The organism is Psychrobacillus sp., from assembly GCF_056205495.1.
On record NZ_JBAEAP010000266.1, the window covers coordinates 1 to 15,032 of the forward strand.

The window sequence follows — 15,032 nt, forward strand, 5'->3', positions numbered from 1 at the left end:
AGGGACACCTAAAAAGAGGATCCGCACCTAAAAGTAAGAAAGTGTCACCTAAACCAAAGCAAGCCGCACCTAAAGGGAGGAGAAGCGCACCTAAACAGGAAAAAGGGACACCCAAAAAGAGGATGCGCACCTAAAAGTAAGGAAGTGTCACCTAAAAATAGTAAACCGTAAATATGCAAAAAACAGTAATGATTCAATCCTTAACCTACGCTTTCGCATGTAGGTGTCTTCTCTATCTCATTCATCCCACTCGAATCTCCATATGCCGCTACTATTAATAATCAATAAATATTCCTCACACATAAGTAAATTGCTATTTATCCAATTTACACATTAGATATTCAACAAACTATTTAAACAGCACACACCCTTTTTACAGTTTTTCCTTTACGTAATAGAAGATTTTATGTATTCTATAATTTATAAGTGGTCTGACCACTTTGTAATTTATGGAAGAGTGATGTAGTTTGAATTCAGATAAGGCCTCAAGAAAAATGTTTCTGGAAATTGTAAAACAACTGAGACAGCTTATTCATGATGAAAAAGTACCTATTGGTGGGAAATTACCTTCGGAAAGAGAGCTTGCAGAACGACTTCAAGTTGGAAGATCTTCCGTAAGAGAAGCACTTCGAAGCATGGAATTACTAGGCTTAATAGAGACTAGAAGGGGAGAAGGAACATTTCTTTCAGATTATCGAAAACATAAACTGGTAGAAGTGCTATCGACCTTTATTCTGCAGGAGGCTAAGCCTAAGGAAGATGTCCATATAACAAGAGAGGCACTTGAAAAAGATGCTATTAGAAAGGTATGTCTTTCAGAAAAGCTACATAAACTTTTAATTTGGGATGCTTTTATAGAAAAATTGCAGGTGGAAGAAGTGCAAAGAGAAGACATTATTAGAGAAATCCTAATCTTATCGGACAATCGCCTTGGCTTGAAAATTTGGTTTTTATTGAAGCAATATGGTGGAGAGCCTTATCGTAGCTACATGACTTTAGAAGAGAAAGGAATTTGGACTCAATTGCTAGAATGTATAAAGCTAGGAGATGAGAAAAAAGGAATTTCTTTTTTTGAGGATTGGCTATTGTTACTAAACAGGGGAGATGTTTAAATGAGCATTCGAGATATATTTAGAAAGAACCAAAAAAGAAAATATGCCACTATACCATCGGAGAAAGCACATGATGTTCCTGAAGGAATTATGGTTAAATGTCCGGAGTGTAGGAAGAATGTTTTCACCAAGGATCTTATGAAAAACTTAAAGGTTTGTCCTTCCTGTGAACATCATATGAAAATGACAGCTCAAGAACGTATTGATATTTTTCTAGATGAAAATACCTTTGTTTCAATGGACGATCATTTAGAAACAGTAAATCCATTAAATTTTCCTAGCTATACGGAAAAGGTTAAATCAGATTCTAACAAAACAGGCTTGAATGAGGCAGTTTTAACTGGCATCGGGAAACTGAAGGAACATACGGTTGTAGTGGCAGTAATGGACTCACATTTCCGTATGGGATCTATGGGATCGGTAGTCGGCGAAAAAATTACGAGAGCAATTGAAAAAGCAACGGAGCTGAAAGTTCCTTTTATCATTTATACAGCGAGCGGTGGAGCAAGAATGCAAGAAGGCGTATTGTCTTTAATGCAGATGGCAAAGACATCTGTTGCTTTAAGAAGACATAGCGACCATGGTTTATTATATATTTCTATTTTAACTCACCCAACTACTGGAGGAGTCTCCGCCAGCTTTGCCTCAGTCGGAGATATTAATCTAGCAGAACCACGTGCACTTATCGGCTTTGCTGGAAGACGAGTCATTGAACAAACCGTTCGGGAGAAGCTGCCAGACGATTTTCAAACAGCGGAATTTTTAATGGAGCATGGTCAGCTGGATGCAGTTGTACACCGACAAGAAATGAGAGACACGGTAGCGAATCTAGTTAACTTACATGTCCAAAAGGAGGTAGTCGTATGGTAAAGGTACTTCCATTTGAGGAGCCAATTGTACAGCTTAAAAATAAAATAGAAGAAATTAAAGAGTACACTGCAACGGCAGAAGTAGATATGTCTATTGAAATTGAAAAGCTGGAAGAGAGATTAAGAAAACTAGAGATGGATATTTATGAGAATATGGAGCCATGGGATAGAGTACAGGTAGCTCGACATCCAGGCCGTCCTACTACTAGAGATTATATACAACGATTGTTTACTAATTTCATAGAGCTTCATGGAGATCGTTCATACGGCGATGATGCTGCTATTATAGCTGGGATTGCACTATTGAACGGAAATCCAATTACTATAATCGGGCATCAGCGAGGCGCTGACACAAAAGAAAATATAAAAAGAAATTTCGGTATGCCTCATCCTGAAGGATATCGCAAAGCACTTCGTCTGATGAAACAAGCAGAAAAGTTTAATCGACCGATCATTTGTTTTATAGATACAAAGGGTGCTTATCCAGGCAAGGCTGCTGAAGAAAGAGGACAGAGTGAAGCAATTGCTAGAAATTTAGTAGAGATGGCTGGCTTAAAGGTTCCTGTAATTAGTGTGGTTATCGGAGAAGGTGGAAGCGGAGGAGCGTTAGCATTAGGTTTGTCTAACCATATTCATATGCTTGAAAACTCCACATACTCTGTAATTTCACCAGAGGGAGCTGCGTCTATTCTTTGGAAGGATTCCTCGCTTGCGAAGGAAGCAGCAGAAGCGATGAAAATTACAGCTCCAGACTTAAAAAAAATGAATATAATTGATACAATTATAAGAGAGGTTCATGGAGGGGCTCATAAAGATATTGAAAAGCAAGCAGAGTATATGAAGGACGTGCTTGTTAGCTCATTAAGAGAACTATCCATGCTCTCACCAGAAGAATTAGTAGAAGCACGCTACAAAAAATTTAAGCAAATTGGTGAATTTAAAGAAAATGCGTCTTTATAGACGCATTTTTTTTGAAAGTTTCTCATGTTACACTTATAGTTAATAGAGGTAAGTTTGGAGGGGATAGAGAGATGAAACGTATTGGTGTATTAACTAGTGGCGGAGACGCTCCAGGTATGAACGCTGCAATTCGAGCGGTTGTAAGAAAGGCCATATTTGAAGGTATTGAAGTTGTTGGTATTTTACATGGTTATCAAGGATTAATAGAAGGAAAAATGGAAAAGCTGGATCTGGGTTCTGTTGGTGATATCATTCAAAGAGGTGGAACAAAGCTATACTCTGCGAGATGTCCAGAATTTAGAACAGAAGAAGGCCAATTAAAGGCAATTGAACAGCTGAAGGCTAATGAAATTGATGGACTCGTAATTATTGGGGGAGACGGATCCTACCGTGGATCTATGACTCTTACAAAGAACGGGTTCCCATGTGTTGGGATTCCAGGTACTATCGATAATGATATTCCAGGAACTGATTATACATTAGGTTTTGATACGGCGCTTAATACAGTAATTGAATGTATAGATAAAATTAGAGACACTGCTACTTCACATGATCGCACCTTTATCATTGAAGTCATGGGAAGAGATGCTGGAGACTTAGCTTTATGGGCTGGGCTTGCAGGAGGAGCAGAAACCATTATCGTTCCTGAGGTAGAGATGGATATTACAGAGGTAGTGGAACGTTTAGAAAGTGGAACGGCACGTGGAAAAAAACATAGTATTATCGTTGTAGCAGAAGGTGTAATGAGTGGTCAGGAATTTGCTGCAAAACTTAAGGAGCATGCTAATATTGAGACGAGAGTTTCTGTTCTAGGGCATATTCAACGTGGTGGATCTCCTACTGGGCGAGATCGTGTATTGGCTAGCTTATTTGGTGCAAAAGCTGTAGAAGTGTTAATGGCTGGTACTGGAGGCCGTGCAATTGGAATACAAAATCATCAAGTGGTAGACTATGATATGACGGAAGCATTTGAAAAAACAGAAGAATTTGATCAAGCAATGTATCGCTTATCTAAAGAGTTGTCTATTTAAGATTACATAAATTACAGCAATAGGAAGGATTAGATGTATGAGAAAAACTAAAATAGTTTGTACAATTGGACCAGCAAGTGAATCAGAGGAAACATTAGAAAAGCTAATTGAGGCCGGCATGAATGTTGCTCGCTTAAACTTTTCTCATGGTAGCCATGAGGAACATGCTGGAAGAATCGAACGTATTAAAAAAGTAGCTAAACGATTAGACAAAATTGTTGGAATCTTACTAGATACAAAAGGTCCTGAGATTCGTACACATAAAATGGAAAATGATGCAATTGAGCTTGCATCTGGGCAAACCATTGATATCTCTATGACAGAAGTGCTGGGCAATAATGAGCGTTTCTCTATTTCCTATGAAAAGTTAATAGAGGATGTAGAGGAAGGGTCTATTATATTACTTGATGATGGGCTGATCGAGCTTATCGTTAAAGGAATAGATTTAGAAAATGGAATTATTCATACGTATGTACAAAATGCTGGAACTTTAAAGAACAACAAGGGTGTTAACGTTCCAGGAGTTTCTGTGCAATTACCAGGTATTACAGAAAAAGATGCAAAAGATATTCTCTTTGGTATTGAACAGGATGTGGATTTCGTCGCTGCTTCTTTCGTTCGTAGAGCTAAAGATGTACAGGAAATCCGTGAACTTTTAGAAAATAATAATGGATCTCATATTCAAATCATACCTAAAATCGAAAACCAAGAGGGTGTCGATAATATTGATGAAATCCTTCAAGTTTCTGATGGCTTAATGGTTGCAAGGGGAGACCTTGGAGTAGAGATTCCTGCGGAAGAAGTTCCATTAGTACAGAAATCACTTATTCAAAAATGTAATGAAGCAGGGAAGCCGGTTATTACCGCAACACAAATGTTAGACTCTATGCAAAGAAATCCTCGCCCTACACGTGCTGAGGCAAGTGACGTTGCAAATGCAATCTTTGACGGTACAGATGCTATTATGCTTTCTGGTGAGACAGCTGCAGGGCTATATCCACTTGAAGCAGTTCAGACGATGGATAAAATCGCAAAACGTACCGAAAATGCAATTGACTATCGTGCTATTGTTAACAAACTAAGTAAGGCAAGAGAAGTTAATCTAACAGATGCAATAGGGCAAGCGGTTGCTCATACTGCCATTAACTTAAAGGTTAAAGCGGTTATTGCTCCGACAGAAAGTGGACATACAGCTAAAATGATCTCTAAATTTAGACCTGGTGTGCCTATTATTGCAGTGACATCTACTGTAAAGCCATCTAGATTGCTGACATTAGTATGGGGAGTGTATCCGATAGTTGGTAAGAAAGCATATTCTACGGATGAGGTACTAGAAATTGCTGTGGAGGAAAGTATTTTACAGCATTATGTGACACACGGAGATTTAGTAGTAATAACTGCAGGAGTTCCAGTTGGACAAGCAGGTACTACTAACTTAATGAAAGTTCATGTTATTGGGGACATGGTAGCTAAGGGGCAAGGAATCGGAAAGAAAACTGCCTTTGGTAAAGCCATCGTTGTTAATAACGCAAAGGAACTAGAAGGTCAGGATACAAGTGAGAGTATTATCGTGACCATTGGTTCTGACAAAGATATGGTTCCTGCTATCGAGAATTGCAAAGGCTTGATCACAGAAGAGGGTGGCTTAACAAGTCATGCTGCTGTTGTTGGTTTAAGCTTTGGAATTCCTGTAATAGTTGGGGTACACGATGCAACGAAGCTTATAGAAAATGGTCAAGAATTAACGTTAGATGCTGAAAGTGGAGTAATCTACAATGGGCAAGCTAGCATTATTTAATTAGATCTTCTAAGAATTTATATATTCTCAAGACAAGTGCCTCACATAAAGTGAGGCACTTGTTTTATACTTAGTATAGAAGGACGGTGTCTTTATGAAATGGATCATAGGTTTGTTTGTAGTAGTTCCTGCAATTGAGTTATATATTTTACTTTTAGCAGGCAAGTCGTTAGGAGCTTTCAATACACTTTTACTAATCATGGCCACTGGAATTATTGGTGGGCTTGTAGCAAAGCGTCAAGGGATGAAAGCTTTCCGTGAGGTTTCGGATAGTGTGAAAAACTACCAAGCACCGGGTGAGTCAGCGATTAATGGAATTTGTATTTTCATTGGTGCTATTTTAGTAATACTACCAGGGTTTGTCTCTGATATTCTTGGGTTTTTATTGTTGTTCTCTCCAACGCGTAAGCTGTTTAAACCTTTGTTTTATAGATGGGTTAAGAAAAAGATGAAGAATGGTCAAGTCATCGTGATGAAGTCTTCATAGACCCTCCCCATTTGTTTGCTATTAAATAGATGAATGGGCTGAATAGAATACCAACAAAGCCAAATATCAATACTGCAGCAGCACTTAAAAAGAATACATGGACAGCTTTAATCTGCATAGAAGCCGACCAAAGTAAATTGTCTACTATATGTCTTGTAAGCTGCACAAAAATATAAAGCAATAAAATAATACTGCCAAATAGTTTCGCATCTAGAAGGAAGAAATAAATGCTCATAGGTATTAAAATTATGCCAGTCCCAAGAAAAGGGATGCTATCCACTAAAGAAATTAAAAAAGCATTTTTTATTGGGTTATGTAGACCGAGCACGCTAAAGCCTATAGAAAGTAAAATAAATGTAATTAACAATAACTTCACTTCCACGCCCAAAAAGCTATTAACTACCTCCGAAGATTTCATGACTACTTTATGAAAGAATTCTCTTGTTTTCACTGGGAAATAGATCAGGAACCAAAGTCTATTCTTTGTAGACTCATACAACGAAAAAAAAAGTCCAATGCTAAAAAGAAGTACTTCAAAAACATAGGTAGGCAGATGAGTAAGATTAACCAATAAATTATTTAAAATGGTGTTTAATAGCTCTTGGAACTTATCTTCAAACATTAGAAATATAGGATGCTTTTGCAAGTCATCAAAAGGTAAATATAAAAGATGCTCATGCAGAAGAGGTATAAGAGTGACTAATGATTGAAAGATGAAATATACGAAAAGTAAAAAGCTACTTAATATAATTACCTCTGTTAATAGTACGCTCACTATAATTGGCAGCCTGAGTTTCTTATGGAAGAAATTAGACGTGGGAAATAATAGATATCCACAAAGGATAGATAACGTTAAAGGGTAAGCAATGAAAAGGATTAATCCAATGATTCCAATTGGCATCCAATAAGATATAATATCTTTCTTGTTTATTTGAAAACTAACTATATTCATCCATTCTTTTCTCAGTATAAATTGATTGAAAAGTTATTTTTTAATAATTTTAAGCGTTTTCATTCACAAAATAGCCAAAATTGATTATAATACGAGAGTAAGCAATTTAAAGGTACATATTAAATACAGGTAAAACTCTATTTACGAGACAAGTAGATAATGCAGTTTTTCTGTAGAAGGGGAGATTACTAATGACGTCAACTCGTGGTTTAGAAGGAATCGTAGCGACACAGTCAGCAATAAGCTCTATTATTGATGACACCCTTACATACGTCGGCTATGATATTGATGATTTAACGAACAATGCAAGTTTTGAAGAGGTAGTTTACCTTTTATGGCATAAACGTCTGCCAAATGCTTCAGAACTAGCAGAGCTAAAACAGCAACTTGCTGATAACATGGCAGTACCTCAAGAAGTTTTAAATCATTTCAAAACATATCCAATTGATAAAGTTCATCCAATGACTGCTCTTAGAACAGCTGTATCTATGCTAGCATTATATGATGATTCTGCAGAGGATATGTCCGAGGAAGCAAACTACCTTAAAGCTATCCAGTTACAAGCTAAAATGTCTACTTTAGTAACTGCATTTTCTCGTGTACGTAAAGGATTAGAGCCAGTAGCTCCTAAATCTGATTTAGGCTACGCTGCAAACTTCTTATATATGCTATCTGGTGAAATGCCAGAAGAAATTGAAGTAGAAGCTTTTAACAAAGCATTAGTACTTCATGCAGACCATGAATTAAATGCATCTACATTCACTGCACGTGTTTGTGTAGCAACTCTTTCTGATATTTACTCAGGTGTTGTTTCAGCTATTGGTGCTCTTAAAGGGCCACTTCATGGTGGAGCAAACGAACAAGTAATGAAAATGTTAACTGAAATTGATACTCTTGAAAACGTAGATAGCTATGTTCAAGATAAATTAGACAATAAAGTGAAAATCATGGGCTTCGGTCACCGTGTTTATAGAAAAGGTGATCCTCGTGCAAAACACTTACGTGAAATGTCTAAAAAACTAACAGCTCTTCGCGGAGAGTCAAAATTATATGATATGTCTGTACGCATTGAAGAAATCGTTACTGGTCAAAAGAATTTGCCACCAAATGTAGATTTCTATTCAGCATCTGTGTATCATTCATTAAATATTGATCATGATTTATTTACACCTATTTTTGCAGTTTCTCGTGTATCTGGATGGGTAGCTCATATTCTTGAGCAATATTCAGACAACCGCTTAATCCGTCCACGTGCAGAATACGTTGGACCTGGAATGCAAAAATACGTTCCAATCGAAGAACGATAATATCAATTGTTTGTAAAGATTAGGGCTAAAACACATGGTGTGTTATTGGCCCTATGATTATGATAGTAGGAGGAAATAATAATGACATCTGGTAAAATTACAGTAGAAAACGGTGTACTTAACGTACCAAACACAGCAATCATTCCATTTATCGAAGGTGACGGAACAGGTCCTGATATCTGGGCAGCAGCTTCACGCGTATTAGAATCTGCAGTAGAAAAAGCTTATAATGGTGAAAAGAAAATTGAATGGAAAGAAGTACTTGCAGGACAAAAAGCATTCGACCAAACTGGTGAATGGTTACCACAAGAAACTTTAGACGTGATCAATGAGTACTTAATCGCTATTAAAGGACCTTTAACAACACCAATCGGTGGAGGAATTCGTTCATTAAACGTAGCTCTACGTCAAGAATTAGACCTATACACTTGCCTACGTCCAGTACGTTATTTCACTGGTGTTCCATCTCCAGTTAAACGTCCTGAAGATACAGACATGGTTATTTTCCGTGAAAACACAGAAGATATCTATGCTGGTATTGAATATGCAAAAGGTACAGACAATGCTAAAAAACTAATCGAGTTCTTACAAACAGAATTCGGTGTTAAAAACATCCGTTTCCCAGAAACTTCAGGTATCGGTATTAAACCAATTTCTGAAGAAGGTACTAAACGTTTAGTGCGTGCTGCATTAAACTACATTATTAAAGAAGGTCGTACTTCTTTAACATTAGTACACAAAGGAAATATCATGAAGTTCACTGAAGGAGCTTTCAAAACTTGGGGCTATGAAGTGGCTGAACAAGAATTTGGTGACAAAGTATTCACTTGGAACCAATACGATCAAATTAAAGAAGAACAAGGTACTGAAGCAGCTGACAAAGCTCAATCGGATGCAATTGCAGCTGGTAAAATCCTAGTTAAGGATTCAATCGCTGATATCTTCTTACAACAAATCTTAACTCGTCCAAAAGAGTTCGATGTAGTTGCTACTATGAACTTAAATGGAGATTATATCTCTGATGCACTTGCTGCACAAGTTGGTGGTATCGGTATCGCTCCTGGAGCTAACATCAACTACGTAACTGGACATGCTATTTTTGAAGCTACTCACGGTACAGCTCCAAAATATGCTGGTTTAGATAAAGTTAACCCATCTTCAGTAATCCTTTCAGGTGTATTAATGCTTGAACACCTTGGCTGGAACGAAGCTGCTAAACTTATCATGGATTCCATGGAAAAAACAATTGAATCTAAAGTAGTAACTTACGACTTTGCTCGTCTAATGGATGGTGCTAAAGAAGTTAAGTGTTCAGAGTTTGCTGACGAATTGATTAAAAATCTTTAATCGGAAGTTATGAAATTTGGTTTAACGAGAGAGAGGATTAATTCCTCTCTTTTCCAATTTTGGACAAAAGGAGAGTTACGACATGACAATGAAACGTAATAAAATCTCAGTTATCGGTAGCGGGTTTACAGGTGCTACTACAGCGTTCCTATTGGCACAAAAAGAATTGGGAGATATCGTATTAGTGGATATACCACAAGCTGAAAACCCTACTAAAGGCAAAGCTTTAGATATGGCGGAAGCTGGACCAGTTCAAGGATTCGATGCTAATATCATCGGTACTTCTAATTACGAAGATACGAAGAATTCGGATTTAGTAATTATTACTGCAGGTATTGCACGTAAGCCTGGCATGAGCCGTGACGATTTAGTTCAGACAAACCAAAAAGTAATGAAGGCTGTTACTGGAGAAATTATCAAATATTCTCCGAACACAACGATTTTAGTATTAACCAACCCAGTTGACGCTATGACATACACTGTCTTTAAGGAATCCGGTCTACCGAAGGAAAGAGTTATCGGGCAATCGGGAGTGTTAGATACTGCTCGTTTCCGTACATTTGTTGCACAGGAATTAAACCTATCTGTTAAAGATGTAACTGGTTTTGTTCTTGGAGGTCATGGCGATGACATGGTTCCACTTGTAAGATACTCATATGCTGGAGGCATACCTTTAGAAAAACTAATGGATAAAGATCGCCTGGAGGCTATTGTGGATCGCACTCGTAAAGGTGGAGCAGAAATTGTTAACCTTTTAGGTAACGGTTCTGCATACTATGCACCCGCTGCTTCACTTGTAGAAATGGCAGAGGCTATCCTAAAGGATCAAAAACGTGTTCTTCCATCCATTGCATACTTAGAAGGGGAATATGGTATGGAAGGTATTTACCTTGGAGTACCAACCGTTCTAGGAGCAGGTGGCATTGAGAAGATTATAGAACTTGATCTGACTGAAGAAGAAAAAAATCTGTTAAGTAAATCTGCTGATGCAGTAAAAGCAGTAATGAAGGTTTTAGCTTAATAGTCTGATCTAATGAGTGAGATTAATTTCTCACTCATTTTTTATTATGCAGTTAAACTTAAAAACATTTTCTATTTATTGGGCGTAACCTAATGCAACATTTCCTTCAGAGGAACGTCTGTTGAAAAGAGTGTAATCATCCATATGTGAATATAGTAGTATCGTTTGTTGCGTTCCTCTAATAATTATTGATAAGATATAGGTAACTTAAATGTAGGGAGTTGAAACATAATTGCTAGGAAGAATGTCTAGAATCGGAAAGAGTATACAAGATTTAATTATCGGAGAAAAACTGTCTATCACAGAGAAAATCGAGGATAAAGATATATTACTATACTTAGGGTTGACAAATGATAACAATCCTCTTTATATTCAACATGATTTTGCTTCCAAAACAGAATATGAAAAACCAATTGTACCTACGATTATGTTGACTGGTATTGTAACTTCTGCAATATCCAAATATCTTCCTGGACCAGGTTCTCATGTTTATAGGCAAGAGATTACGTTTCCTGTACCTGCGTACCATTATTCCTTAATAACATTTACATTTGTAATTACCGATATTAATGTACATAAAAATGAAGTTAGTATAGAAGTTGAAGGCCGTAACGAGGAAAAGGAAACAGTCTTACAAGGTAAGTTTCTTGTGGCTCCTCCCACTTTACAACCTTAAAATACTTTAATATGTATCGGTTTAGTTGCTGATTTGGAATGGGGGTTTCAAATCGACTATGGAGGCTAAGATAATGAAAAAAGTATTAGTAGTAGATGATGAAAGTTCGATTGTAACTTTATTAAAATATAATTTAGACGAAGCTGGTTTTCAAGTTATTACCGCTGCTGTTGTGCGTGATGGCTTGAATTATGCTGTGGTGGAAAAGCCAGATGTAATCGTTCTAGACTGGATGTTACCTTATCTAGACGGGATGGAAGTATGTAAGGAGCTAAGGCTAAGAAAGATACAAACACCTATAATCATGCTTACAGCCAAAGGTGAAGAGTTTGATAAAGTGCTTGGACTTGAACTTGGAGCAGATGACTATATGACAAAGCCATTTAGCCCTCGAGAAGTTACTGCGAGAGTAAAAGCGATGATTCGTAGAAGTGTACTAACATCAGAGCATCAAAAGAAAAATGCTGATGACAACTATACTTTTGGCGGTTTAAAAATATTTCCTGATCGCTTTGAAGTTCTTTTAAATGATCAGCCCTTAGAATTTACCCCAAAAGAATTTGAGTTGCTAGTGTATTTAATCGAAAACAAAAATAGAGTGTTAACTCGTGATCAGTTGTTAAGCTCTGTATGGAATTACGATTTTGCAGGTGATACAAGGATTGTAGATGTTCACATTAGCCACCTAAGAGATAAAATTGAAGAAAATAGTCGTAAGCCTATGTATATTAAAACCATTAGAGGGCTTGGATACAAGTTTGAGGAGCCAAAGTCAATATGAGTTTTCACAATAGAATATTTCGTATTTATTCTATTTTAATCGGACTAATTCTCCTTGGAGTCGGTTTAGTATTGGCTCAAATATTTCCTATTTTCATCGAGCGTACTACTAGTACGAGTATTGATGGGAAAATTGAGGATATTGAAAGTTATATAAGTACAACTAATATCACTTCCGAGGAAAGACAAGAAATCATTAATCATTTAAATGCTTCTTTGTTAGAAGAAGATGTGAATTTTATTCAAATGAATTTATGGATTGCATTGGCATTTATCCTTATATTAGCTTATCTAATTGCTTTGATCATTAGCTTTAATGTAATGAAAAGATACTCGCAGCCAGTTGAACACTTAACGGAAACAGCAATGGAGCTAGCTAGAGGAAATTATCGAATACGAGCTTTTGAGGATGGTTTTTCAGGAATGTCCAAGCTTACAAATTCGATTAATATACTAGCTAGAAATCTTCAGGATATTTCTATCATGCGTGAAACCGAAAAAGAACGATTAAAAACGCTCATTGAGAATATGGGTAGCGGTTTAATCATGATAGACCGCAGCGGAGTAGTGAGTATAGTCAATCGCTCGTTTCTTAACCAGTTGCAGCTAAGCTTTGAACAAGTAGACGGAAAACAATTTCGTAAAATTGGATTACCTGAACAAATAGAAACGTTTATAGAAAAGCTATTTTTGACGGAAATGCTAAGCAAGGAACAAATTGAAATACAGCGTAATTTAAGTACATACCACCTCGTAGCATACGGGGCCCCTGTAATTGGGGAGCATGGAAGATGGCTAGGGATTGTCGTAGTATTTCATGATGTCACTGAATTGATCAAACTGGAGCAGGTAAGAAAAGACTTTGTTGCGAATGTATCACATGAATTAAAAACTCCTGTGACTTCCATTAAAGGATTTTCTGAAACCCTTTTATATGGTGCTTATAAAAAAGAAGATACGTTATTATCTTTTCTAGAAATCATATACAAGGAAAGCAATCGTCTTCAAATGCTTATTAATGATTTATTAGACCTATCAACAGTAGAGCAAGCTGGATATGAAATTAAGTTGAATAGGGTTCGGTTATACGATGTGCTCATGCAAAGCATGGAAATGACAAATCATTTATTAGAAGAAAAAAATATGGAATTAACTTTATCCTTAGATGAGAAGGTAGAGGTACTGGGAGATTCCAACCGAATTATGCAAATTATGATGAATTTATTGACCAATGCTATTACCTACTCATCAGAAAAAACCTTCATCACGGTTAATATAGGAAAAGACAAAAAATATGGTTACTTTACAATTAAGGACCAAGGAATTGGTATTAAGGAAGAAGAGGTAGAACGCATATTTGAACGTTTTTATCGAGTGGACCGTGCAAGAAGTCGTAACTCAGGTGGTACAGGATTAGGCTTGGCAATCGTCAAGCATATCGTAGAAGCTCATCATGGTTTAATAAAAGTTGAAAGTGAGATTGGAAAAGGTACAGCTTTTACTGTGTATATTCCACTCACGAAAAGTTAATGGAGGTCCATCATGAATAATCAACCCTTTATCCCTATTATAATTGGGACAGATATGAACGCATACAATATGTCCATTTCCTTTCACGAGGAGTATGGTATTAAACCAATTTTAGTAGGTAAAGAAGAAATGTCCTTCACTAAATTAAGCAGTGTCATTGAACATATTGAAATACACTCAAACTTATGGGACCAATCTGCTTTTGTATCCGTTTTGACAGAAGTAGCAAAAAAATATAAAACAGCAGATAAGCAGTTACTATTAATCGGCACGAATGATTTTTATGTTCGTTTAATCATTGAGAATGCAGACGTTTTAAAAGAAATGTATGTGTTTAACTATATGACTGAGGATCTAATGAACAACCTTTTAGTAAAATCGAACTTTTATAAGCTTTGTGAAGAGCATGGAATCGATACACCTAAAACTTATTTCTACTCATGCTCTAAAAAACAACCTTTTACTGAAGAGGTGCTTTTCCCGTTGATCATTAAGCCTAGTAACGGTGTAGAATATTATAAGCATAAATTTGCTGGTCAACAAAAAGTATACCGAGTAGAGTCACAGCAAGAATTAGATGAAGTTATTCGTAAAGTAAATGAGAGCGGCTATGAGGAAGATTTGATCATTCAGGATTATATTCCTGGAGATGATACTTACATGTGGGACTCTGTATTTTATGTTAGCTCAAAAGGGCAGGCACAGCTAAGTACACTTGCTCAAGTAGTTTTACAAGAGCATACAGTGACTGCAATAGGAAACTATACTGCTCTTATTACTCGCTACGATGAAGAATTGATGAAAAAACTTCAACACTTCTTAGAGGCAGTTGGTTATGTTGGTTTTGCTAACTTCGATTTAAAATACGATGAGCGAGACGGAAAATATAAAGTTTTTGAAGTAAATATTAGACAAGGTAGATCAAGCTATTATGTAACTGCACTGGGACATAACATGGCACGATATATTGTGGATGACGTTATTTATAACAAAGAAAAGCCTTTGACGCTATTAAATGAACATTACCTATTTACGGTTGTTCCTAAAATAGTGTTGAAGAAATTTGTAGATAATCTATCTATCCAGCAGGAAATTCGTTTGCTGTTAGGGGAAGGTAAGTGGGGTAACCCATTGTTTTATAAAGGGGACAAGCATTTTAAAC

At 36.7% G+C, this 15,032-nt stretch carries 14 protein-coding genes; 13 read left to right on the plus strand and 1 reads right to left on the minus strand.

The features are described from left to right. The first annotated feature begins 467 nt into the window (after positions 1–467). From AC06OU_RS07675 to AC06OU_RS07700, 6 genes are all read left to right on the plus strand, one after another. Entirely contained in the window at positions 468–1,112 is a 645-nt protein-coding gene (locus tag AC06OU_RS07675) for a FadR/GntR family transcriptional regulator (RefSeq protein ID WP_446740170.1), read from the plus strand. Further along, positions 1,113–1,982 carry an acetyl-CoA carboxylase, carboxyltransferase subunit beta gene (gene accD, locus AC06OU_RS07680; RefSeq protein WP_340883034.1) on the plus strand — a complete coding sequence of 290 codons (870 nt, stop codon included), beginning with the start codon at positions 1,113–1,115 and terminating at the stop codon, positions 1,980–1,982. Continuing rightward, positions 1,976–2,941 carry an acetyl-CoA carboxylase carboxyl transferase subunit alpha gene (accA, locus tag AC06OU_RS07685; RefSeq protein ID WP_475855040.1) on the plus strand — a complete coding sequence of 322 codons (966 nt, stop codon included), beginning with the start codon at positions 1,976–1,978 and terminating at the stop codon, positions 2,939–2,941. Before accD ends, accA begins: the two co-directional genes overlap by 7 nt. A gap of 71 nt (positions 2,942–3,012) precedes the next feature. Then, positions 3,013–3,972, plus strand: a complete 960-nt coding sequence (gene pfkA, locus AC06OU_RS07690) for a 6-phosphofructokinase (protein WP_169360320.1) — start codon at positions 3,013–3,015, stop codon at positions 3,970–3,972. A gap of 37 nt (positions 3,973–4,009) precedes the next feature. After that, positions 4,010–5,770, plus strand: a complete 1,761-nt coding sequence (gene pyk / locus AC06OU_RS07695) for a pyruvate kinase (protein WP_475855043.1) — start codon at positions 4,010–4,012, stop codon at positions 5,768–5,770. 94 nt (positions 5,771–5,864) lie between these two features. Beyond that, positions 5,865–6,257, plus strand: coding sequence for an FxsA family protein (locus AC06OU_RS07700; RefSeq protein ID WP_251553362.1), 393 nt, complete (start codon positions 5,865–5,867; stop codon positions 6,255–6,257). On the opposite strand, the gene AC06OU_RS07705 is transcribed toward AC06OU_RS07700, so the two are convergent. Further along, positions 6,235–7,209 (minus strand): AI-2E family transporter, encoded by a 975-nt coding sequence (locus AC06OU_RS07705; protein WP_169360317.1) that lies wholly within the window; start codon positions 7,207–7,209, stop codon positions 6,235–6,237. The genes AC06OU_RS07700 and AC06OU_RS07705 overlap by 23 nt on opposite strands. A gap of 191 nt (positions 7,210–7,400) precedes the next feature. Here AC06OU_RS07705 and citZ point away from each other — a divergent pair, with 191 nt between their 5' ends. The 7 genes from citZ to AC06OU_RS07740 all read left to right on the plus strand — a co-directional run. Beyond that, positions 7,401–8,516 (plus strand): citrate synthase, encoded by a 1,116-nt coding sequence (gene citZ / locus AC06OU_RS07710; protein ID WP_169360316.1) that lies wholly within the window; start codon positions 7,401–7,403, stop codon positions 8,514–8,516. Between the two features lie 81 nt (positions 8,517–8,597). Next, complete coding sequence (gene icd, locus AC06OU_RS07715) at positions 8,598–9,863, plus strand: NADP-dependent isocitrate dehydrogenase (protein ID WP_251553363.1); 1,266 nt, start codon at positions 8,598–8,600, stop codon at positions 9,861–9,863. Positions 9,864–9,945: 82 nt separating this feature from the next. Continuing rightward, complete coding sequence (mdh, locus tag AC06OU_RS07720; RefSeq protein ID WP_169360314.1) at positions 9,946–10,884, plus strand: malate dehydrogenase; 939 nt, start codon at positions 9,946–9,948, stop codon at positions 10,882–10,884. A 244-nt stretch (positions 10,885–11,128) separates the two neighbouring features. Then, a complete protein-coding gene (locus tag AC06OU_RS07725) occupies positions 11,129–11,560 on the plus strand; it encodes a MaoC/PaaZ C-terminal domain-containing protein (RefSeq protein ID WP_169360313.1) in 432 nt (143 codons plus the stop codon). A 70-nt stretch (positions 11,561–11,630) separates the two neighbouring features. Next, a complete protein-coding gene (locus tag AC06OU_RS07730) occupies positions 11,631–12,341 on the plus strand; it encodes a response regulator transcription factor (protein ID WP_475855050.1) in 711 nt (236 codons plus the stop codon). Continuing rightward, positions 12,338–13,870, plus strand: a complete 1,533-nt coding sequence (gene pnpS, locus AC06OU_RS07735; RefSeq protein ID WP_475855046.1) for a two-component system histidine kinase PnpS — start codon at positions 12,338–12,340, stop codon at positions 13,868–13,870. Before AC06OU_RS07730 ends, pnpS begins: the two co-directional genes overlap by 4 nt. A 12-nt stretch (positions 13,871–13,882) precedes the next feature. Further along, positions 13,883–15,032 (plus strand): carboxylate--amine ligase (locus AC06OU_RS07740; protein ID WP_475855048.1); only part of this gene is annotated, 1,150 nt, incomplete at its 3' end.

Bases quoted from the DNA above. Each gene is read 5' to 3' on its own strand.
- AC06OU_RS07705 (WP_169360317.1), bottom strand. From the start codon at position 7,209: ATGAATATAGTTAGTTTTCAAATAAACAAGAAAGATATTATATCTTAT.
- icd (WP_251553363.1), top strand. From the start codon at position 8,598: ATGACATCTGGTAAAATTACAGTAGAAAACGGTGTACTTAACGTACCA.
- AC06OU_RS07700 (WP_251553362.1), top strand. From the start codon at position 5,865: ATGAAATGGATCATAGGTTTGTTTGTAGTAGTTCCTGCAATTGAGTTA.
- citZ (WP_169360316.1), top strand. From the start codon at position 7,401: ATGACGTCAACTCGTGGTTTAGAAGGAATCGTAGCGACACAGTCAGCA.
- pfkA (WP_169360320.1), top strand. From the start codon at position 3,013: ATGAAACGTATTGGTGTATTAACTAGTGGCGGAGACGCTCCAGGTATG.
- pyk (WP_475855043.1), top strand. From the start codon at position 4,010: ATGAGAAAAACTAAAATAGTTTGTACAATTGGACCAGCAAGTGAATCA.
- accD (WP_340883034.1), top strand. From the start codon at position 1,113: ATGAGCATTCGAGATATATTTAGAAAGAACCAAAAAAGAAAATATGCC.
- AC06OU_RS07725 (WP_169360313.1), top strand. From the start codon at position 11,129: ATGTCTAGAATCGGAAAGAGTATACAAGATTTAATTATCGGAGAAAAA.
- mdh (WP_169360314.1), top strand. From the start codon at position 9,946: ATGACAATGAAACGTAATAAAATCTCAGTTATCGGTAGCGGGTTTACA.
- accA (WP_475855040.1), top strand. From the start codon at position 1,976: ATGGTAAAGGTACTTCCATTTGAGGAGCCAATTGTACAGCTTAAAAAT.
- pnpS (WP_475855046.1), top strand. From the start codon at position 12,338: ATGAGTTTTCACAATAGAATATTTCGTATTTATTCTATTTTAATCGGA.